Here is a 19,128-nt window from a genome sequence, read left to right on the forward strand (position 1 = left end):
TCGATCCCTTGTTTCATCCCCTGCCGGGGCTGACTCACTTTTCTTTGTCTTGCCAAAGAAAAGTAAGCAAAAGAAAGGCGCGCCCGAGATGGCGACTTCCCCTTGAATTTCTGTGACTGTGCGGGGAAGGAGGCAAACTCGCTGCGCTCAGACAGGCCTCCTTCCTTGATCCGCCCGCTCACAGAAATTCAAGGCGCCATCTAGGGCTCCAACGGCCACACCGTTGGTATGCGAAGGGCGGCGCTGCGGATCGCCGCCCCGGCTGTTTTTAGTGCACCTCTGCCGGCGCTGCCTGCGCCGGGATGCTGCTCACCACGTTCAGCGTCGGGCGTCCGCCTTGGCGCATCAAATCTGCGGCGCGCTCGGCGATCATGATGATCGGGGCGTTGGTGTTGCCGCCGATGAGCGTCGGCATGACGGAGCCGTCGATCACACGCAGGCCCGTCACACCGCGCACGCGCAGTTCGGGGTCGACCACGGCCATCGCATCGTCGGCGCTGCCCATCTTGCAGGTGCCGACGGGGTGATAGATGGTGTCGGCATGCTGGCGGATGAGGGCGCGCACGGCTTCGTCGTCGGACCCGTCGCCGCGGATGTTTCCGGAATACAACTCACGCCCGCCAAGGTCGGCCAGCGGGCGCTGCGCGAAGATGCTCTTCACGGCGCGGAAGCCGGCGAGCATGCCGACCATGTCGTCCGGATCGGAGAGGAAACGCGGATCGATCAGCGGTGCGTCGCGCGTGTCGGCGGAGGCCAGGCGCACTTCGCCGCGGCTCTTCGGGCGCAGTACGCACACGTGGCACGAATAGCCGTGGCCATAGTTGAACGTGCGGTTGTGGTTGTCGGCCATGGCGACCACGAAGTGCAGTTGCAGATCGGGGTCAGCCAGATCGGGCCGGCTCTTGATGAAGCCGCCGGCTTCGGCAAAGTTGGTGGCCAGCATGCCGCGCCGCTCGCGCCGGTAGCGCAGGATCTCGCCAAGCATGTGGACGCTGCCGCGCGCGGAATAGCCGATCAGATCCAGGTTGAAGACCTTCTTGTGCAGGATGATGTCAAGGTGGTCCTGCAGGTTCTGGCCGACGCCGGGCAGGTCGTGCACGACGGAAATGCCGAGTGAGCGCAGATGCTCCGCGGGGCCCACGCCCGAGGCCATCAGTAACTGCGGCGAACCAAACGCGCCGGACGACACGATCACCTCACGGCGCGCGCGCAGCGTTTCCGTGCGGCCTGCGCGCTCCACCACGACGCCCACCGCACGCTTGCCTTCGAAGACGATGCGCAGGGCCTGCGTTTCGGGCATCACCGTCAACTGGCGGCGGTTGCCGCTGAAAGTGGCATCGGCTTTGTCGCCGCCGTGCAGGTAGGCGCGCGCGGCGTTCCAGCGTTCGCCGTTGTATTGCGTGACCTGGTACGGGCCCACGCCTTCCTGGTCAGGGCCGTTGAAATCGTTGTTGCGGCGATAGCCTGCTGCCACGCCGGCATCGACAAAGCGTTGTGCGATCGGGTTGCCGGTGCGCAGGTCGCTGACATGCAGCGGGCCGGTGCCGCCGTGCAGCGCGTCGTCATCGCGGCCCGCAAAACGCTCGTTGCCTTCGGAGCGCTTGAAGTAGGGCAGCACATCGCTCCAGCTCCAGCCGGTGCAGCCAAGCGCGGCCCAGTGGTTGTAGTCGCTGGGGGTGCCGCGGATGTAGATCATCGCGTTGAGCGACGAGCTGCCGCCCAGCCCCCGCCCGCGCGGCTGATAACCCTGGCGCCCACCCAGCCCCGCCTGGGGCACGGTCTGAAACCCATAGTTGCGCTTGTTCTTGAACGGCAGCGACGCCGCGCAACCGGCCGGCACCCACACTGAAAGGTGATGGTCGTGCGGGCCCGCTTCCAGCAGCGCGACCGTCACGTCGGGGTCTTCGGTCAACCGGCTCGCGAGCGCGCAACCGGCCGAACCGGCGCCGACGATGACGTAGTCGAAGGTGAGGGCCGAAGTGGGCAGATCGGTGGCCATGGGTGTCTCCGGATGAGGTTTTTATTGGGCGAGCGATGCCGCCGGCTATTTGCCGGTCACGAACTCACATCCTAGGCGCCATGGGTTGTTTCAAACGGCCGGGGTTACCCGCATTAGAGGCATCGTTCGATGTCACGCAGCAAAACCCCGAGACACCGCCGGCAAACCCTTGCCCTGCTGGCTGCGGCGGACTACCGCAATGCAGCAATTCTGTGCTGGCACACGGTTGCGCGCCCCCACGCGGGCCGGACATGCCAGACACGGAGCGGCCGTATCAGGCCGTCGCGAGGGCCTCTGGCGACCATACTGCTCTGCAATTGCGCCGATCTGCCTGCCCCGCACCTGCTGCGCATGCAGCAGACCTTTGAAGCCATGCGTGCCGCGCACGTTGGTCGGCAAGCTGCAAGACGACCTTCCGTTTGGCGGCGTGGGCGCCAGCGGCATGGGCGCTTACCACGGCATCCACGGGTTCGAGCGGTTCTCGAAGATGAAGCCGGTGTTCAAACAAGCCAGGCTCAATGGACTGGGCCTGTTCCGCGCGCCGTACAGCAAGACATTCGAGACGATGATGAAGCTGCTCGTGCGCTGACAAGCCATTAGCAACTGCGAGGTTTTTGCACCAATGCATTAGCTTCTAGAATGCAACGATGGCCAAGAACCTCGACATCACCCTGGTGCGCACCTTCATTGCCGTGGCGGAAAACGCCAGCATGACGGTGGCCGCCAACGCGCTGCACCTGACGCAGGGCGCCATCAGCCAGCAGATCAAGCGGCTCGAAGACGCCTTCGAATGCCGGCTGTTCGAGCGTGACGGCCGGCGGCTCGAACTCACCCACGCGGGTGAACGCTTCCTCGGCCGCGCCAAACGCCTGCTCGCCCTGAACGACGAAATTTGGGCCGACATGGCTGCGCGCCCACTGCAGGGGCCGGTACGTCTGGGCGTGCCTTACGACCTGGTCGGCACCGTATTCCCGCCCATCTTCAAGGCGTTGACCGAGGCGTGGCCGTCGGTGGAGTTGACCATCGTCTGCGGCACCTCACCCGAGCTGGCGGAGGGCATTGCGCGCGGCGAGCTGGACGTCGCCGTGGTCGAAGCCCCGGTGGATGAAGCCACAGGTGAATGCCTGTGCGTGGAGCGTCTGGTGTGGGTGGGCGCGCGCGGCGGCAACGTGCATGCGAAACGGCCGCTGCCGCTGTCCATGGTGGATGAGAGCTGCGCCTTCCGCGCCCGCGTGCTCAAGGCCCTGGGCGAGCACGGCATTGAATGGCGCACGGTGTTCGAGAGCGGCAACATTGAAGCGACCACCGCCACGGTCCGCACCGGGCTGGCCGTCACGGCATGGCTCACGCCGACGGTGCCAGCAGACCTGGACATCCTCGGGCCCGAAACCGGCTTGCCCGAACTGCCGATGTTTGCGATCAGCCTGCTGCTGCCCGCGCAAGGTGCGAGTGCAGCGGCGCAGGCGTTGGCGCAGTGTGTGCGGGACGGCTTTTCTACGCGGCAGCGGGTGGGGGAGCGGCGCGCCGCCTAGCCATCGGGCGGTTTGCCGCGATTGTGCGCCACATATTGCGGCGGATTCCGATAGCGACAGCAGGCGCCTCTCGCTAAGTTGCGCCCTTCGTCCTATTCGCTTGCCATCGCAACTCTATATCACCAAGTGGTATAGTTAGCCGGCGACCCCAGCACATGACGCCGTCAGCGCAGCGCGTATTCAAGACCCGATGGTTCAACAAGGCAGCAAAGGCTGCCGGTTATCTCGGATGCAGAACTCTGCCGAGCCGCACAGCAGCTGATGCGCGGCATGGGGGATGACCTCGGCGGCAACGTGTGGAAGAAGCGCCTGGACCAGAACAGGAAACGCGGCATCGTCCTGAACAGGGTCGGCCACTTCTGGTTTTTCGTCTTCCTGTTCGCCAAGAGTGATCGCGAGAACATCGATGATCGTGAACTCAAGGCGTTCCGAAAACTGGCCGCCGATTTCGGCAAGCTGCGCCGCACGGAAATCGATGAACTGATCGGGTTGAAAGAGCTGATCGAGATTTGCCATGACTAAGACACGCTTCAAGCGCGACGCCACCGCAGCCATCCACAGCGCAGCCTCCGGCCTGCATCGCGCCAAGCTCATCGACAAGAAAACGATGCGCGAGTACGACGAACTCTGCATCGAGCCCGTACCCGAATTCGACGCCAGGGCAATCGCGCGCATTCGGAAGTCGGTCAACGTCAGCCAAAGCGTGTTTGCGGCTTACCTCAACACCACCCCGTCGACAGTCCGCCAATGGGAGCAGGGTGACAAGAGGCCCAGCGGCATTGCCGCCCGGCTGCTGCAACTGGTGCAAAAACACGGGTTGGCGGTCTTTTCCTGATCGATCCGCCATCTCGCCGGCAACGCGGCAATTTGCCAGCGCAACCCGACAAGATTGGGTGGAGTTTCCAGAGAGGAGCCGGCCTCCTTTTGGGGCACCCCCGCCCGTCCCGGGGATGAGTCCATCTGTTTTTATGCGGCGGAAACCCGCCGCCGCTCGATGGCGGCCAACACCTCCCACGTGCGCGGGTCCACGTCGCTCCCCCCGAGCGACATCGACACGAACGCGTCGATGGCATCGATAAAGCCCTTCACGAAGGCCGGCGGATACGCGTGTTCCGAGAAGTAGGTGAGCTGCTCGCGCAGCATGCCCAGCCGGCATTGACCATGGGTACGCATATCAGTGCGCGTGCGGCACAGAAACGCGCGCGCCGAGACTGCGCCATCCAGGTAGAGGCGGTTTTTGGTCAGCGACATGCGGCACCTCCCGGTTGCGTGGGAAGCCTGCAGCGCCAAGGGGGAGGAGAGGGGTAAGACGCGGGGCGATGCCCGCTGAGTGCGGTAGCCATGTGGCCTCCGGGAAGTAGGTTCGCGGGAGGCTCGCCGCTCGCTGCTAAACGAGGGTGGCGGGCCTGACGACGGCGTTAGCAGACCGGTCCCTACCTCCAGACTCAACCGGCAGACCTTTCGGTCTCACCGCCCGGCCCGCCATAAAAAGCATAGGCGTGCGCAAGCACCGGACATGAAAACGCCGCGCGAAAAGGCGGCTGTCCGTCTGGAAGAAAGAGGGAGGTTCGGGCTGCTAAACCCGGTCACCGTTGATGGCGGTGACGGTGGGGATTATAGCGATCGGATAAGCCCATCCCGTTCGTAAAATTTCGCCAAATCCTGCTTGGCGCTCAATCCGCCCAAGACAATCCGAAGCGGTTAATCGGAGGCAGGTCCTATGCAACACGAACGGAAGTTGAGCTGCATCGTGGAGGCCACACCATGATGCGAAGAATTGCTGTTGTCGGCGATGCGCTTCAAAACGGCGGAACGGTCCTGCCTTACTCGGGGCCTCCATGCACATTCGGAAGCGCCGGTCACCAAGTCGCCCTGATCGCCGGACAAGCGTACTGCGAAGCGTGCAAGAGCGTCGGCACCATTGCAAAGGCTGGCGGCCCGCGCCGGATGAATTTCATGGGCGAGGTTGCCTTGGATGGCGACGAGGTTCTGTGCAAGTGCCCGACTCCGCAACGCATCGTCGCTGCGCTCGCTGGCGACGCTTGGTATGAAGACATGGGCAGCGGGGAACGCGCATCGCATGCCGCCGCCGGCCATCCCCATGCCGCGGCGGCGAGCACCGGAGCCTCAGCCAATCACGACGAACAGACGCACCTCGTATCGCCGCACTTGGAAGGCTTGCCGTACTACATCGAGACCTCGGACGGCCGTACTTTCTCGGGCCGCACGCCTGCCCATGGTGCGCTACCACGCGTTGTCACACTCGGCGAGGAGGCATACACCGTTTTCTGGGGCGACGAGGCTCTTGCAAAGCAAGCGGGGGAATCGGCATGACGGCAGCACAACGCAAACCGCTCAAACAGAAGGCTCAGGTCAGGACCAATGCAACGCCGGGATCGGTGTGCCGAATAGACGCTCCGGTGGTGACGTTTGCGGACTTGTGGGCCAACTATGTTACGGGCGACCCATACGCTGATCCCACTGGGGCGTACAAGAATCAATGCGCAATCCGCATGAGCGCAACCTTGCATCGTGTCGGTATAGAGATGAAATCGTTCTCCGAGAAAGTGATAAAGCCCCCGCCCGGCAAAGATACCATCGGGCGTATCTTGCTAAAGGGAAAGGCTACGGCAACGCGAGCCGATGAAATGGCCATATGGCTGAATCTGCAACCGTTCTGTGGTTTACCCAAAAGACCGCAAGATGTGACGGGCACGGACTGGGAGACGAAGGTGAAGGGGCGTACCGGCATCATCTTCTTCGGGGAGTATTGGGCTCGCGATGGCGAATCATCGGATCGCGCCAGCGGCGGTCACATCGATCTCTGGAATAAGGACACGTTGACTCCTTCTTCGACCTCCTTTTTCCGATTCAGGCTTGGCTTCAATAGTCTTTGGTATTCGGACTTACGGAACTCCAAAAAGATTCTTTTCTGGGAGATCAAGTGAAGACTCTCATCACTGCCGTGCTTGGCTCTTTTGGTGGGGCAGCACTCGGCATCGCCTTATCGCTGCCGTTCATGCACTTCATTCCCATGTGCGGAGAGGACTGCGCTGCAAGGCGGCTAGAGTTGCTGCTTTCCTGCGCATTAGTGGGCGCCATCTTGGTGTTCGCGACTTGCCTTGCGTTGCAAGTCAAGCGGGGCCGTACTGCTGTTTGGACCGTAACCCTTGGCGCCGAACTGATCATCACTCTCGTGGCGGCGATGGGCGCTTACATCCATAAGTTGAGAGAGGAGAACGCATACTTCTATAGCATTCGCGAGATACAACCGGAGTCAGATTTCTACCTAACGGTCGTCGCCAAAGAAGATGTGCAGGCATATGCGTTCCACGCCCCCGAGAATCGGGAGACGTCGATCCTCATTAAACAATGGGAACGCTGTACATCCGGAGGACCAGCGGAGGGGCGAACCCAAATCCACTGCCGATCGGGGTATGGCTGGGTAGATCGCGCTGTGCTGCTCAAGAAGTTTGCCTTCGTTCACGATCCTCGCTTGCGCTATGACGAAAGCGAGGACCGCTCAAAATGAGACGCGCTGGCCTGGCGTTGCTGTTTCTTGCCGTTGGACTTGCCACAACGTGGGTCGCTCTAAAGGTCGGCAGTCAGATGTCATATCGGCTTCCCTTCAAGCTTGTACCTCGTAACAGAGGAGGTTGCCATGAAATCGGCCCTTGCTGGCTGCCGTGGTGGGCGATTGCTCCTCTGCTTGGATATTTGCTTGGCCCCACATTGATATTTGCCATAACGGGTTGGGCAAGCGCCCGTCCCGGCACCGGTGCACTGCGAGTATGGCTCCGACTATTAGCGCTGGTCATTGGGACGAGTTTGTTTTCTTTGGTCGGATACGCGCTCCAACCCTGAAAAGACGGACAACTCATACGAATCCCCTACGTCTTAACCCCAACCGAAGAGTGCGGACTACGTATAAGTGCGCGACTCCAAGAAATTCTCTTTTGGATGTTGATTGAAGCGAGCTCTGACGTTAATAAGTTTCGTGTTCGCCGGGTTCGTAACCGCCACGGTCGTCATACGCATCATGACGGCTTTTGACTACAACCCTGGGTGCGGATTGGATTGTGCGAGCCCCGACCTTGAAGCCGCCTTGCTGGCGGGTGTCGCAACTGTGTTGGCATTCCCGATATTTGGTTTTTTCCTCACACGTAAAAGAGGCTTTACGACACTTCGAATAGCCGTCACGTTGGCGACATTGATGATAGTGGTGCTTCTCGCTGCTGTTTTCCACTACGGATTTAATCTGCGCACACGGTACCTCCAAGCAGAAGCAGCAAGACCCGTACAGCCTGACCTGGATTTCATGTATATGGCGATTGCGACCCGCGACGTTCAGACATACGCCGAACTCCAGAATGGTCCGCCTCAACCTGCCGACGTGATTTCGCAATGGCAACGTTGTGCAATTGGCGGCGCATCGTGCGAAAAACAACCAAGGCAAGCGCACGTGCTGTGCAAAAGCGGGGAGGTTTTCGTCAATGAAGCCGACTGGAAATACTTCTCCCTGATTCCCAAAGAGAATGCTTTTGGGGCGATCCCTCTGAAATCAATGAAGCTATGTGCACCAGACAATTGGTCTGAACCATAAGGCTGCTGCGGACTCCACGGTTCAATAAAACAAAAACCCCGCCAACCGGCGGGGTCCCCCAAATCCTTTTACGCCTGCAAGCCAATCAAGCCTGCGGCGCGGCTCCATCTTCCGGAGCCGCCTCGGCGCCTTCGGCCTTGGCTTCGTCCTTCTTTTCCAGCATCTCTTCCAGTGCGCCTGCACCCTTGAAACCGGCGACGGCGGCAACAGCCTTGGTCAGCAGGCCCGCATCCGGATCGACTTTCTCGGCGGCTTCAACGGCGGCGACGGCGCCGGCGATCTTGCCCACTTCATCCAACAGTCCCATGGTCACCTCCGCGTGATTGAACGGGAGGGTCATCTTCCCACCAGCAAGCGGCATAAGTGCAAGCAAAGTTAAAAATTTTCCGCGGGCGGTCGTTTGCGTACAGCGTGCATCACTCGGCTTCAGCTCCGGCCGGGGTGGCGGTGAGGGCGGCAAGGCGCTGCCGGGCGCTGTCGGTAATCGGGTGCGATTGGCGCGTGGCCACGTCGATCTGCACGATCACTGACTGCGAGGTGGCGGCGCAGCGGCCGTTCTGGAAGATGGCCTGCTCCAGCTTGACCGAACTGCGCCCGACGCTCGCCACGCGCGTGCCGACCTGCACCGAGCCGGGCCAGAGGATTTCGTTGCGGAAGTCGAGCACGAGTTGCGCGATGACGAACTCGCAGCCGGGTGCGGCCAGCGGGTTGTCGGGCGTGAAGAGCATCTCCACGCGGCCTGTCTCCAGGTACGTGGCGAACACGGCGTTGTTGATGTGGCCCTGGCGGTCGGTGTCGCCGTAGCGAAGCTTGTCGGTGGACTGCAGCGGGTAATCGGCAAGGGATGGCGTGGTCGTCATGTGGGGCGCAGGAATCCGGGTCAACCTGCGCATTCTGCCTGCCTTCCTGTGCAAGCGCTGACAGCGCGACCTCGCCATGGCGCTTCCGTTGACGCGTATCAACGCGCCGCTTTCAGCAGCGCTTACGTTGGAAGCAGGTACCGGCCCCACACCGGCGCGGCCGCAGACATGGCAAGGAGGCCACATGAAAACCCTCGTACTGGCAACGGACGGATCGAACTATTCCGACGCGGCGGCCCGCTGCATTGCCGACAAGACGCTCTTCGGCAGCGATGTGACGGTGCACGTGGTGCATTGCATGCCGGATCTCTCGGGCGACATCAAGTCGCTCGTCGGCAAGGCAGAGGTTGACGCGTGGTACGCGGAGGAAAGCACCGGCGCCATGGCATCGGTCTGCGCGATTCTGGGTGCGGCTGGCGTGCCGTTCGAGCAGCACGCGCTCGTGGGCTTTCCACCGGACCGCATCGTGCATCACGCACAAACCGCAGGGGCGGCGGCCATCGTCATCGGCTCACATGGGCGCGGCGCGTTTGTGGAGGCAATCATGGGCTCGGTGGCGGGGCGCGTGGTGGCCCATGCCGAGTGCCCGGTAGTGCTGGTGAAGGCGCCCAAAGCTTGACGGTGGCACGGTCGCGGCGATTCTCCGCACGCCTCGCTACCCCACCGCCCGCACTGACGTACTGATCGCCCGCGCACATTGCAACAGTGCGGGGCCGAGCTTCGCGTCCCTATCCCGTGTCGCCCATCACGCCGATCCCACTGCATGGGTTGCAGCGCTTCTACATTGCGGCGGCCGTGGCTTGGTACAGCCTGCTCGACAAGCTGGGCGGCTGAGCAGACAGCGCCACCCCAGGCCGATGCGCCATGGTCTAGGATGAAGGCTTCTTTTCGTCACATCCTGGGAGGCCCCATGTCGCATCGCCGCCGTCTTGCGCTCGCCCTCGCGGGCGCCGCACTGTTTGCCGCCGCCACGCCGTCGTTCGCTTATTTCCGCAACGTGTTGGCCAGCACCATCATCGGCTCGATGAGCCCGACGGAGTTGAAGTCGTTCACCAAGGCCATCGGCGATGTGCTGAAGGGCACCGCCGACAACACCCCCGCGCAATGGACGTCGCCCGCCATGGGCAAGCAGCCCGCCGTCGACGCCACCATTACGCCGCTGGAATCCAAGACCGACGCGGGCCAATCGTGCCGCCGCTTGCAAAGCGAACTCACGCGCGGCAGCAGCAAAGAGCAATGGACGGCATGGCTGTGCAAGCAGCCGAGCGGCGAATGGAAATTGCGGCGCCTGGCGCAGTAAGGCATCAGGCACCGGGCGGCTATGGGGCATCTAAGTCTGCCTCGGCAGACTGCTGCGGAATCTCCCTCCATCCTCTTTTGGAGAATCCGCATGCCCCCATCCGCACAGACACACGAGCGTGCCCCGCTGACGCGCAGCAAGCTGCCCGAGGTCACCCTGGCGTTCTGGATTATGAAGATCTGCGCCACCACGCTGGGCGAAACCGCGGGCGATCTGCTGTCGATGACGCTGAAGATCGGCTACGCAGCCAGCTCGGTGCTGTTGATCGGCGCCTTTCTCGTCACCCTGGGCGCACAGTTGCGCAGCAGGACGTATCACCCGCTGCTGTACTGGGCGGTGATCCTCGCCACCAGCACGGCTGGCACCACGCTGTCGGATTTCATGGACCGCACGCTGGGCCTGGGTTATGCCACCGGCTCGGCCATCCTGGCGAGCCTGCTGTGCGCGGTACTCGTCTACTGGAAGCTGACGCAAAAATCGTTGTCGGTCACGCACGTGCGCAGCAGCAGGCAAGAGCTGCTGTACTGGTGCGCCATCCTCGTCTCCAACACGCTGGGTACGGCGCTGGGCGACTTCCTGGCCGATTCGTCGGGGCTCGGCTTTGCGGGCGGCGCGCTGATCATTGCCGGGGCGATTGCGTTGATTGCGGCGGCGTATTATCTGACCGGCATTTCGCGTGTGGCGCTGTTCTGGATGGCCTTTGTGCTGACACGGCCGCTGGGTGCCACAGGCGGGGATCTACTGACCAAACCCGTCAGCGCCGGCGGGTTGAACCTGGGCACCGCAGGCGCATCGGCGGTACTGCTGGCGATGCTGCTCATCACCATCGGCTATACGAGTTGGCAGGCGCGGCGTAGTGCGCTGCAATCTGCCTGATCGTTCACCAGACACCGAATGCGAGTCCTCCTCATTTGAAGACGACCCGATGATCGGCGCGGCCGTGGAAGCCGCGCTGCAAGACGCTGCCTATGCGGTCGACTGGGTGCGCAACGGTCAGACCGCGTTGGACGTGGCTGCGCATCAGCACTACGACGTGCTGCTGCTCGATCTCGGCCTGCCGGGAAAAGACGGCCATGCGGTGCTCGGCAGCCTGCGCGCCCGCAACAATCCGGTGCCCGTGCTGATCCTGACGGCGCGCGATGCCGTGGACGAGCGCGTACGCGGCCTTGACGGCGGCGCGGACGACTACATCCTCAAGCCCTTCGAGATGGTCGAACTACTCGCCCGCATGCGCGCCGTCCTGCGCCGCAAGGGCGGGGCAGCGAGCCCCGTGCTGACCAACGGCCTACTCACACTCGACCCCGCCGCACACGAAGCGCGCATGGGCGATGCCGAACCGGTACGCCTGTCCTCGCGCGAGTTCGCATTGCTGCAGGCGCTCATGCTCCGGCCCGGCGCCATCCTCTCCCGCACGGAACTGGAAGAGCGCATCTACGGCTGGGGCCACGAAGTGGCGAGCAACGCCGTCGAATTCCTCATCCACGCACTGCGCAAAAAGCTCGGTGCGCAGGCCATCAAGAACGTGAGGGGAGTGGGATGGATGGTGCCCAGAGGCCAATAAAAGCGGACACTTCCACGGCCGCATCCGTGCAGCGGCGGCTGTCGGTGTGGCTGTCGGTGATCATCGTGGCAGTGGCGGTGCTAGCCGGCGGCTTTGCGTTTGCCACGGCTTTTCGCGAAGCGTATGAGTTGCAGGACGACGTCTTGCGCCAGGTCGGGGCGATGTTCGACCCCGCGCATCTGCCCGCACCAGGCAACCCTGCCGACACGCCCAAGGTCTCGGACAAAGAGGCGCGCGTGATCGTCCAGGTGTTGCCGCCAGCCGGCGGTGCACCCGCGGCCGACACGCCTGTGCTCGCCGACGGCATGCAGACCGCACGCCTGGGCAAGCGCGACTACCGCGTGTGGGTCCGCACGCTCGCCAACGGCCAGCGCATCGCCGTGGCGCAAGAGACCGCCGTGCGCGACGAAACCGCCCGCGACAGCGCCCTCCGCACGTTGATGCCATTCCTGATTCTCGTGCCGATCCTGCTACTGGCCGTAGCCCACGTGCTGCGCAAGATGTTCGCGCCCATCAAGCGCCTCGCGCATGAGGTGGACCAACGCGACGAGCGGCAACTGCACCCCATTGCGCCCGAAGCCGTGCCCCACGAGGTGCGCCCGTTCGTGGCGGCCATCAACCGCCTGCTCGCGCGCGTGCAGCAGTCAATGGACGCCCAGCACCGCTTTGTCGCCGATGCCGCGCACGAGTTGCGCACGCCGCTTTCCGCACTGTCGCTGCAGGCCGAGCGGCTCGGGCAGGCTGCAATGTCACCCGAGGCGCAGGCGCGGCTCGACACCCTGCACCAGGGCATCGAGCGCAGCCGCGGGCTGCTCGAGCAATTGCTCGCCCTGGCGCGCGCGCAAGAAGCCACCGACGTGCCAACGGGCACGGTCTCCGTGCAGCGCGTGTTCCGCAGCGTGCTCGAAGACCTCATGCCGCTGGCCGACGCCAAGCAGCTCGACGTGGGCGTCACCACCGAAACGGATGCCCGCGTCCATGCCAACGAACTCGATCTGTTCGTCGTGGTACGCAACCTGGTGGACAACGCCATCCGCTACACGCCGGAAGGCGGGCGCATCGACCTGTGGGTGGCCGATGACGCGCGTGTTGTGTCGATTGCCGTGCAAGACACCGGCCCCGGCATCCCCCCCGACGAGCGCGCGCGCGTGTTCGACCCGTTCTATCGCGTGCTCGGTAACGAGGCGACCGGCTCGGGGCTCGGATTGTCGATCGTGAGCACCGTGGTGCGGCGCCTGGGCGGAGAGGTCGACCTGGATGAGGCCGACGGGGGTGCCGGTGGGCTGCGGGTGACGGTGCGGTTGCCGACCGCCTAACGACAACCGCACACCGATCTACCGACGCGCCCGCAACACCACCGCCAACCCCAGCAGAATCATCGCCATGCCCGCCATTGCAGCGGTTGCAAGACGATGCCCCAGCACCAGGTCATCCAGCAGCGCCGTCGCTACCGGCACGAGATAGAACAGACTCGTCACGTTGACGAGGTTGCCGCGCTGTATGAGCCGATAGAACAACAACTGCGCGCCGACCGACACCACCACGGCCATCCACAGCAGTGCGATGGCGCCCGGCAGGCTGGGCGTGAAAGCAAGCGACTGCACCGGCAGCGCGAGCGCAAACCCCGCGCACAGCACGAGGCTCACTGCGTTCTGCAGCGGCAGCGTGTCGATGGGCGCCTGGTTCAGCTGCTTCTGGCAGATGGCGCCCACCGTCATGCTGAGCAGGGCGGCGAGCGCATAGCCAAGACCGGCCATCGGTTCTTGCAGCGCATCGGCCCCACCCACCACGAGCGACAGGCCGCCCAGCGCGAGCCCCAGCCCGACCATCCGCCGTGCAGACCACGTGCGCTCGGTCACCAGCAGCGTGAGCAGCGGCTGCACGCCAAGCACCGTGGCCAGCAGCCCGGGCGTGAGGCCGCGATCCAGCGCCAGCAGATAGCAGATCGAATAGCCGCCGGTCAGCAACGCACCGGTGGCGGCCACTTTCAGCCGTGAACCCGGCGCCGGCCACCATTGCCCACGCTGAAGCGCGAGTCCCGCCAGCACCAACGACGCGAGCGCAAAGCGCCCGACCAGAAACGCGAACGCCGGGACATGCTGGACCCCGACCTCCGCAAAGATTGCGCCGCTGCTCCACAGCAGCACGAATAGAACCGTCGCGCCGGACCCTGCCAGCGCGGCTTGCATGGAACGCATACCACTCACCTGTCGAAAAAAAGATGTCGGGTTCCGGCGCGCAGGCAAGCGCCTGCCTCGGGCGTGTGCCCGAGCCTGGGTCAGGTCAACCGGAAACGAAACGGCTGGGGGTCAGCCGAGAGCGGGCAGATGTGGCGGCGGCGGTGCGCCGATCACGTCGCAGCCCGAAGACACGACAGGAGGAGGGAAGGGCCCGGGCTGCACGCACACGTCATCCACCCGGGCGCGATGGCCGGCGGCGAGGGGGGTGGCGTGAAGTCGGGACATGAAGAGGAAGATTCGGAGAATCGGAATTGGCCGATAGCGTTGCAGCAGCCTATCGGTATCGCGCGCACGGCGCAAGGGCGGCGCGCTACTTCAGATACGACTTGATCACCTGCATCACCGCGTCGAGGTCCTCCTGGCGCCGCGCCTCGGTCGGTTCCTTCACCACGTGATCCGTCAGGTGGCCCTCAATGACCGCTGCCATCAGCCCGTTGACGGCTCCGCGAATAGCCGCGATCTGTTGCAGGATGGCCGTGCAATCGCCCTCTCCGGCGAGTTGTTTTTCCAGCGCAGCGGCCTGCCCCTGGATACGCCGTACGCGCGCCAGCAGCTTGGCTTTCTCGCGGATGGTATGGGCCATGAGTCGGATATGGAGCTGATTCAAATGACGCGGAAGGGTAGCACCATCATACTAGGGGGGAGTATATTCCGGTTACCCGAGTTTCCTAGCCACAACTCATGACCGCATTCACCACACTCTTGCAGCAAGGCAACGCCTGGCTGTTCGTCCCCAGTGCAATCCTGCTTGGTGCGCTGCATGGCTTGGAGCCCGGGCACTCCAAGACGATGATGGCGGCGTTCATTGTTGCCATCCGCGGCACGCTCACGCAGGCGGTTCTGCTGGGGCTGTCGGCCACGGTGTCGCACACGGCGGTGGTGTGGGCGGTGGCCATGGCGGGCCTGTACTTCGGCCGCAACTGGAACGCGGAGACCACCGAGCCGTACTTTCAGGTGGTGTCTGCCGTGCTGATCGTGGCTGTGGCAGCGTGGATGATGTGGCGCACCTGGCGCAGTACCCACGCAGCGCATGACCATGATCATCATCACCATGACCATGACGATGTCCAGCGCATCGACACCGGCCACGGCGTCGTGCAACTGGCCATCTTCGAAGACGGCGTGCCGCCGCGCTTCCGTCTGACACGTGAGGGCACGCGCGGCAACGCATGGCCGGCGGAGCAGGTGCAGATCGTCATCGAGCGGCCCGACGGCAGCCGGCAGACGTTCCGCTTCGTACAGCGCGACGGCTTTCTGGAATCGGAGCAGTCCATTCCCGAGCCGCACGCGTTTGTGGCACGCCTGTCGCTCGGCCACGAACACCATCGGCATGACTACGATGTCACGTTCACCGAGCATGACCACGCCCACGGCGCGCCGGATGTGTCGTCTGCCGAATACCAAGACGCGCATGAACGCGCGCACGCCAACGACATCCGCCGCCGCTTCGCCAACCGTGAAGTGACCACGGGCCAGATCATCGTGTTCGGGCTCACCGGCGGGCTCATTCCGTGCCCCGCGTCGATCACCGTGCTGCTGTTGTGCCTGCAGCTCAAGAAGATCACCCTGGGTGCGGCGCTGGTGCTGTGCTTCAGCATTGGGCTGGCACTCACGCTGGTGGCGTCGGGCGCGCTGGCGGCGTTGAGCGTGCAGCACGTCTCCCGGCGCTGGGGCGGCTTTGGTGAATTCGCGCGCAAGGCGCCGTACCTCTCGGGTGTGCTGATTGCACTGGTGGGGCTGTACGTAGGGTGGCAGGGCGTGCATGGGTTGATGCAACTGCCGTAGCCACGCCCCCGGGCTTTTCGCGCAAGGCTGCATCCACTTCCGCATGGGCTGCGTATCTGCAGGTACAGGCTGGTGCGGCATGTTTTTCGTCGATGCAGTGTCAGGTTTGCATGAGTACCGCGACCAACCTGTGGGATGCCGCCTCCGGCGGCACGTTCACCGCACGAGGAGTTCACCATGCACACCCGCCGCCTTACCCTGGCCTTGCTTGCCACGCTTTCCGCTTCTGCCGCGCTGTTCATCGCGCAACCGGCCTCGGCCGCCCAGACCAGATTCGACCCCTATACGCAAGGCGCCGTCGACAAGACAGACCCGTTCACGCAAGGCGCAGATCGGCAGGCCGACACCTACGGCAATCTGTCGTGGAAGTACGATCGCTTCGACCCGTATGCGCAAGGCGCGGATCGGCAAACCAGCGCACATGATGTGCTCGCATGGCGCGGCGATACGAGCTACCCCGGCAGCCCCGACGGCGCGCGCGCGTGAGTGGCCGCGTATGGCATGAGAGGGGCCGGTGCGACACACGGGCCCTCTGCGCCAGCATTACGTCCCGGGCGTTGCCCCGTCGACGATCCGGTCATAGAGGGCACGCGCCGCTGGCGACAGTTGCGCTGCCTTGCGCGTGACGAGCACCAGCGTGCGCGAGACTTCCGGCTCGACCAGTTCCACCGTGCGGATCATCGGGTACGCATTCTTTTGAATCGCGAGCCGCGGCACCACCGCCGCGCCCAGCCCTTGCGCCACCAACCCGAGCGCCGTTGAACTGCGCTGCACTTCGTAGAACGAATGCAGCGTCACGCCGCTGGCCTTGAGCGCGCCGTCGAGCAGGCTGCGGTTGCCGCTCACCTCGCCGGCAAGAATCAGCGGGTGTGGCTGCAAGGCCTGCCATCGGATGCGGCGTCGCTTGGCCAGCGGATGATCGTCGCGGCAGACCAGGACATACGGATCGCTCGTCAACGGCACGCTCACCAGCTCCGGATGCTGGTCGCCCGCAATGCTGATGCCGAACTCGGCCTCACGCCGCAGCACGGCTTGCAGTACAGATGCCGATGCATGGTCAAGAATCTTCACGCGATCGTGCGGCCGATGCTCCGAGAACGCCCGCAAGATGCGCGGCAAATACTGCACGCCCACCGTCGGCACGCACGCGATCGTGATGTCGCCGCGCTGGCTCAGGCCGGTCTCGCGAATCTCCGTCAGCGCATCGGACAACTCGTTGAGCAGCCGCCGCGCCTGCGGCAGAAAGCGTTGACCGATTTCCGTCAGCTCGGTCCGGCGCGTGGTGCGCTCCAGCAGGGCAACGCCCAGAAACGCCTCCAGCTTGCGCAAGCGCTGCGTGATCGCGGTCTGCGTGACGTGCAGCATGTCTGCGGCCTGCGTAAAGCTGCCGCACTCCGCAATCGCCACAAATGCCTGCACGCCCAGCGTATCGATTTTCATCAGCGTTATGAATCAATCTGGAAATTGAATTCATTTTACTGATCGATCAAGAATCCGGACACTTTCCGCATCGGGCAAACAACGACAAGGAGCGCATCGTGACGACCTCACGCGATTGGTACGCAAAGCAGTACGTGCAATTTGAGGATGAGCGCACGCGACCGGTCCGGGACCTGCTGGCCGCCGTGCCGCACACGCCCATCCATATCGCCATCGACATCGGCTGCGGACCGGCCAATTCGACGGAAGCGCTGATGGCGCGTGCGCCCGGCGCGGCCGTTCGTGGCATCGACGCCTCGGCCGACATGATTCAAGCCGCACGCAAGCGCTTGCCCGACGTGCGCTTCGACGTTGCCGATATTGCAGCGTGGAATGAGCCCGGCGCGTACGACCTGATCCTCGCCAATGCGGTGCTGCAATGGCTGCCAGCACACGAAACGCTGTTTCCGAGGCTCGTCGGCAAGCTTGCGGTGGGGGGCCACCTGGCCGTGCAGATGCCGGACAACCTCGATGAGCCGGCGCACCGCCTGATGCGCGAAGTGGCCGCTGCAGGGCCGTGGGCGGACAAGCTCAAGGGCGCAGAGCGCACGGAGCGCTTCGATGCGCGCCGCTATTACGCACTGCTCTCGCCGCTGTGCTCGCGCGTGGACGTGTGGCGGACCACGTACATGCACCCGCTGCTCGGCGGCGCGGATGCGGTGGTCGAATGGTTCAAGGGCAGCGCGCTGCGGCCCTTCCTGGCAGCGCTGAACGAGGACGAGCGCCCCGCGTTCCTCGCGCGCTATCGGGACGCGATCGCCCACGCCTACCCGACATTCGAAGATGGCACAGTACTGCTGCCGTTCCCGCGCCTGTTCATCGTGGCCACGCGCAAGTAGTCGCAATTCCATCAACAGAATCGCCGGCCATGAAAAAGCCCGACGGCCTACACCGGCGGGCTTTCCTGTCTGACCTCCGCGACGCTTAACGCGACGGGTTCAGGGTCAGGTTCATGTGACGGTTCACATCCTTGTACAGCAGGTAGCGGAAGCGGCCGGGGCCACCCGAATAGCATGCCTGCGGGCAGAACGCGCGCAGCCACATGAAGTCGCCGGCTTCGACCTCGACCCAGTCCTGGTTCAGGCGATAGACAGCCTTGCCTTCGAGCACGTACAGGCCGTGTTCCATCACGTGCGTCTCGGCAAACGGAATCACGCCGCCCGGCTCGAACGTCACGATGTTCACGTGCATGTCGTGGCGCATGTCGCTCATGTCGACGAACCGCGTCGTTACCCACGCGCCGTTGGTGCCCGGCATCGGGATCGGCTCGACGTCCTGTTCGTTGGTCACGAAGGCTTCCGGCAGCGGAATGCCGTCGACAACCTGGTAGTGCTTGCGGATCCAGTGGAAGCGCACTGCAGCATCGCTGACGTTGTGCAGCGTCCAGTCTGCGCCCGGCGGAATGAACGCGTAGCCGCCCGGCTTGAGCGTGTGCTTCTGACCCTGCAGCGTCAGCTCGGCTTCGCCTTCAACGACGAACAGCACGGCTTCGGCGTTCTTGTCCTGCTCGGGCTTGTCGCTGCCGCCGCCCGGGTTCACCTCGACGATGTATTGCGAGAAGGTCTCGGCAAAACCCGAGAGCGGGCGGGCGATCACCCACAGGCGCGTGTGGGTCCAGAACGGCAGCCAGCTCGTGACGATGTCGCGCATCACCCCCTTGGGGATCACCGCGTACGCCTCGGTGAACATCGCGCGATCGGTCAGCAGATCCGTTTGCGGCGGATGGCCGCCATGCGGCGCGTAATACGTTGTTTTAGACATATTGCATT

21 protein-coding genes and 3 pseudogenes are annotated in these 19,128 nt (G+C 63.8%); 16 read left to right on the top strand and 8 right to left on the bottom strand.

The genetic code is table 11. The features are described 5' to 3' along the window. Positions 1–268: 268 nt before the first annotated feature. Positions 269–1,999 (bottom strand): GMC family oxidoreductase, encoded by a 1,731-nt coding sequence (locus tag R2N16_RS12460; protein WP_316666007.1) that lies wholly within the window; start codon positions 1,997–1,999, stop codon positions 269–271. A 385-nt stretch (positions 2,000–2,384) separates the two neighbouring features. Here R2N16_RS12460 and R2N16_RS12465 point away from each other — a divergent pair. From R2N16_RS12465 to R2N16_RS12480, 4 genes and pseudogenes are all read left to right on the top strand, one after another. Beyond that, positions 2,385–2,588: pseudogene (locus tag R2N16_RS12465) on the top strand (coniferyl aldehyde dehydrogenase); the annotation flags it as partial. Between the two features lie 58 nt (positions 2,589–2,646). After that, entirely contained in the window at positions 2,647–3,531 is an 885-nt protein-coding gene (locus R2N16_RS12470; RefSeq protein WP_316666008.1) for a LysR substrate-binding domain-containing protein, read from the top strand. A gap of 155 nt (positions 3,532–3,686) precedes the next feature. Beyond that, a pseudogene (locus tag R2N16_RS12475) lies at positions 3,687–4,053 on the top strand (type II toxin-antitoxin system RelE/ParE family toxin). After that, the gene (locus R2N16_RS12480; protein ID WP_316666009.1) at positions 4,046–4,366 is read left to right on the top strand and encodes a helix-turn-helix domain-containing protein; all 321 of its coding nucleotides are present in this window, start codon (positions 4,046–4,048) and stop codon (positions 4,364–4,366) included. The pseudogene R2N16_RS12475 and the gene R2N16_RS12480 overlap by 8 nt, the downstream one beginning before the upstream one ends. A gap of 131 nt (positions 4,367–4,497) precedes the next feature. On the opposite strand, the gene R2N16_RS12485 is transcribed toward R2N16_RS12480, so the two are convergent. Continuing rightward, complete coding sequence (locus tag R2N16_RS12485) at positions 4,498–4,782, bottom strand: hypothetical protein (RefSeq protein WP_316666010.1); 285 nt, start codon at positions 4,780–4,782, stop codon at positions 4,498–4,500. Positions 4,783–5,295: 513 nt separating this feature from the next. Between R2N16_RS12485 and R2N16_RS12490 the strand changes: the two genes are divergently transcribed. The 4 genes from R2N16_RS12490 to R2N16_RS12505 all read left to right on the top strand — a co-directional run bounded on the left by R2N16_RS12490 (position 5,296) and on the right by R2N16_RS12505 (position 8,134). Further along, on the top strand, positions 5,296–5,865 hold the full coding sequence (locus R2N16_RS12490) for a PAAR domain-containing protein (RefSeq protein WP_316666011.1): 570 nt from the start codon (positions 5,296–5,298) through the stop codon (positions 5,863–5,865). After that, a complete protein-coding gene (locus R2N16_RS12495) occupies positions 5,862–6,479 on the top strand; it encodes a type VI secretion system amidase effector protein Tae4 (protein ID WP_316666012.1) in 618 nt (205 codons plus the stop codon). The genes R2N16_RS12490 and R2N16_RS12495 overlap by 4 nt, the downstream gene beginning before the upstream one ends. Continuing rightward, entirely contained in the window at positions 6,476–7,063 is a 588-nt protein-coding gene (locus R2N16_RS12500; protein ID WP_316666013.1) for a hypothetical protein, read from the top strand. The genes R2N16_RS12495 and R2N16_RS12500 overlap by 4 nt, the downstream gene beginning before the upstream one ends. A gap of 435 nt (positions 7,064–7,498) precedes the next feature. Continuing rightward, a complete protein-coding gene (locus R2N16_RS12505) occupies positions 7,499–8,134 on the top strand; it encodes a hypothetical protein (RefSeq protein ID WP_316666014.1) in 636 nt (211 codons plus the stop codon). 85 nt (positions 8,135–8,219) lie between these two features. On the opposite strand, the gene R2N16_RS12510 is transcribed toward R2N16_RS12505, so the two are convergent. Both R2N16_RS12510 and R2N16_RS12515 read right to left on the bottom strand, forming a co-directional pair. Beyond that, positions 8,220–8,441: a hypothetical protein gene (locus R2N16_RS12510; RefSeq protein ID WP_027678733.1), complete on the bottom strand. Its 222-nt coding sequence runs from the start codon at positions 8,439–8,441 to the stop codon at positions 8,220–8,222. Positions 8,442–8,550: 109 nt separating this feature from the next. Further along, positions 8,551–8,994, bottom strand: coding sequence for an acyl-CoA thioesterase (locus tag R2N16_RS12515; RefSeq protein ID WP_316666015.1), 444 nt, complete (start codon positions 8,992–8,994; stop codon positions 8,551–8,553). Positions 8,995–9,178: 184 nt separating this feature from the next. On the opposite strand from R2N16_RS12515, the gene R2N16_RS12520 reads away from it, so the two are divergent. The 5 genes and pseudogenes from R2N16_RS12520 to R2N16_RS12540 all read left to right on the top strand — a co-directional run bounded on the left by R2N16_RS12520 (position 9,179) and on the right by R2N16_RS12540 (position 13,171). Continuing rightward, the gene (locus R2N16_RS12520) at positions 9,179–9,613 is read left to right on the top strand and encodes a universal stress protein (protein WP_316666016.1); all 435 of its coding nucleotides are present in this window, start codon (positions 9,179–9,181) and stop codon (positions 9,611–9,613) included. Positions 9,614–9,904: 291 nt separating this feature from the next. Then, positions 9,905–10,294: an RT0821/Lpp0805 family surface protein gene (locus R2N16_RS12525; RefSeq protein ID WP_316666017.1), complete on the top strand. Its 390-nt coding sequence runs from the start codon at positions 9,905–9,907 to the stop codon at positions 10,292–10,294. Positions 10,295–10,384: 90 nt separating this feature from the next. Further along, positions 10,385–11,170, top strand: coding sequence for a COG4705 family protein (locus R2N16_RS12530; RefSeq protein WP_316666018.1), 786 nt, complete (start codon positions 10,385–10,387; stop codon positions 11,168–11,170). 18 nt (positions 11,171–11,188) lie between these two features. Continuing rightward, positions 11,189–11,855: pseudogene (locus R2N16_RS12535) on the top strand (response regulator transcription factor). After that, complete coding sequence (locus R2N16_RS12540; protein ID WP_316666019.1) at positions 11,831–13,171, top strand: ATP-binding protein; 1,341 nt, start codon at positions 11,831–11,833, stop codon at positions 13,169–13,171. The pseudogene R2N16_RS12535 and the gene R2N16_RS12540 overlap by 25 nt, the downstream one beginning before the upstream one ends. A gap of 18 nt (positions 13,172–13,189) precedes the next feature. Here the strand turns inward: R2N16_RS12540 and R2N16_RS12545 are convergent, their stop codons facing one another. Together R2N16_RS12545 and R2N16_RS12550 are read right to left on the bottom strand one after the other, a co-directional pair. After that, positions 13,190–14,053 carry a DMT family transporter gene (locus R2N16_RS12545; protein ID WP_316666020.1) on the bottom strand — a complete coding sequence of 288 codons (864 nt, stop codon included), beginning with the start codon at positions 14,051–14,053 and terminating at the stop codon, positions 13,190–13,192. A gap of 352 nt (positions 14,054–14,405) precedes the next feature. Beyond that, positions 14,406–14,678 (bottom strand): metal/formaldehyde-sensitive transcriptional repressor, encoded by a 273-nt coding sequence (locus tag R2N16_RS12550; RefSeq protein ID WP_316666021.1) that lies wholly within the window; start codon positions 14,676–14,678, stop codon positions 14,406–14,408. A gap of 98 nt (positions 14,679–14,776) precedes the next feature. Here R2N16_RS12550 and R2N16_RS12555 point away from each other — a divergent pair, with 98 nt between their 5' ends. Both R2N16_RS12555 and R2N16_RS12560 read left to right on the top strand, forming a co-directional pair. Then, a complete protein-coding gene (locus R2N16_RS12555; protein ID WP_316666022.1) occupies positions 14,777–15,880 on the top strand; it encodes a nickel/cobalt efflux protein RcnA in 1,104 nt (367 codons plus the stop codon). Between the two features lie 177 nt (positions 15,881–16,057). Beyond that, entirely contained in the window at positions 16,058–16,366 is a 309-nt protein-coding gene (locus R2N16_RS12560; protein ID WP_316666024.1) for a hypothetical protein, read from the top strand. Positions 16,367–16,423: 57 nt separating this feature from the next. Here R2N16_RS12560 and R2N16_RS12565 read toward each other — a convergent pair whose 3' ends face one another. Continuing rightward, positions 16,424–17,320, bottom strand: a complete 897-nt coding sequence (locus tag R2N16_RS12565; RefSeq protein WP_316666025.1) for a LysR family transcriptional regulator — start codon at positions 17,318–17,320, stop codon at positions 16,424–16,426. 98 nt (positions 17,321–17,418) lie between these two features. On the opposite strand from R2N16_RS12565, the gene tam reads away from it, so the two are divergent. Continuing rightward, positions 17,419–18,198, top strand: a complete 780-nt coding sequence (gene tam, locus R2N16_RS12570) for a trans-aconitate 2-methyltransferase (protein ID WP_316666026.1) — start codon at positions 17,419–17,421, stop codon at positions 18,196–18,198. An 85-nt stretch (positions 18,199–18,283) separates the two neighbouring features. On the opposite strand, the gene R2N16_RS12575 is transcribed toward tam, so the two are convergent. Then, positions 18,284–19,120 (bottom strand): bifunctional allantoicase/(S)-ureidoglycine aminohydrolase, encoded by an 837-nt coding sequence (locus R2N16_RS12575; protein ID WP_316666028.1) that lies wholly within the window; start codon positions 19,118–19,120, stop codon positions 18,284–18,286. Between the last annotated feature and the right edge of the window lie 8 nt (positions 19,121–19,128).

Origin of the sequence: Ralstonia psammae (assembly GCF_958405935.1) — a bacterium.
GTDB classification, from domain to species: Bacteria; Pseudomonadota; Gammaproteobacteria; order Burkholderiales; family Burkholderiaceae; genus Ralstonia; species Ralstonia psammae.

Bases quoted from the DNA above. Each gene is read 5' to 3' on its own strand.
- R2N16_RS12460 (WP_316666007.1), bottom strand. From the start codon at position 1,999: ATGGCCACCGATCTGCCCACTTCGGCCCTCACCTTCGACTACGTCATC.
- R2N16_RS12470 (WP_316666008.1), top strand. From the start codon at position 2,647: ATGGCCAAGAACCTCGACATCACCCTGGTGCGCACCTTCATTGCCGTG.
- R2N16_RS12480 (WP_316666009.1), top strand. From the start codon at position 4,046: ATGACTAAGACACGCTTCAAGCGCGACGCCACCGCAGCCATCCACAGC.
- R2N16_RS12485 (WP_316666010.1), bottom strand. From the start codon at position 4,782: ATGTCGCTGACCAAAAACCGCCTCTACCTGGATGGCGCAGTCTCGGCG.
- R2N16_RS12490 (WP_316666011.1), top strand. From the start codon at position 5,296: ATGATGCGAAGAATTGCTGTTGTCGGCGATGCGCTTCAAAACGGCGGA.
- R2N16_RS12495 (WP_316666012.1), top strand. From the start codon at position 5,862: ATGACGGCAGCACAACGCAAACCGCTCAAACAGAAGGCTCAGGTCAGG.
- R2N16_RS12510 (WP_027678733.1), bottom strand. From the start codon at position 8,441: ATGGGACTGTTGGATGAAGTGGGCAAGATCGCCGGCGCCGTCGCCGCC.
- R2N16_RS12515 (WP_316666015.1), bottom strand. From the start codon at position 8,994: ATGACGACCACGCCATCCCTTGCCGATTACCCGCTGCAGTCCACCGAC.
- R2N16_RS12520 (WP_316666016.1), top strand. From the start codon at position 9,179: ATGAAAACCCTCGTACTGGCAACGGACGGATCGAACTATTCCGACGCG.
- R2N16_RS12525 (WP_316666017.1), top strand. From the start codon at position 9,905: ATGTCGCATCGCCGCCGTCTTGCGCTCGCCCTCGCGGGCGCCGCACTG.
- R2N16_RS12530 (WP_316666018.1), top strand. From the start codon at position 10,385: ATGCCCCCATCCGCACAGACACACGAGCGTGCCCCGCTGACGCGCAGC.
- R2N16_RS12540 (WP_316666019.1), top strand. From the start codon at position 11,831: ATGGATGGTGCCCAGAGGCCAATAAAAGCGGACACTTCCACGGCCGCA.
- R2N16_RS12545 (WP_316666020.1), bottom strand. From the start codon at position 14,053: ATGCGTTCCATGCAAGCCGCGCTGGCAGGGTCCGGCGCGACGGTTCTA.
- R2N16_RS12550 (WP_316666021.1), bottom strand. From the start codon at position 14,678: ATGGCCCATACCATCCGCGAGAAAGCCAAGCTGCTGGCGCGCGTACGG.
- R2N16_RS12555 (WP_316666022.1), top strand. From the start codon at position 14,777: ATGACCGCATTCACCACACTCTTGCAGCAAGGCAACGCCTGGCTGTTC.
- R2N16_RS12560 (WP_316666024.1), top strand. From the start codon at position 16,058: ATGCACACCCGCCGCCTTACCCTGGCCTTGCTTGCCACGCTTTCCGCT.
- R2N16_RS12565 (WP_316666025.1), bottom strand. From the start codon at position 17,320: ATGAAAATCGATACGCTGGGCGTGCAGGCATTTGTGGCGATTGCGGAG.
- R2N16_RS12575 (WP_316666028.1), bottom strand. From the start codon at position 19,120: ATGTCTAAAACAACGTATTACGCGCCGCATGGCGGCCATCCGCCGCAA.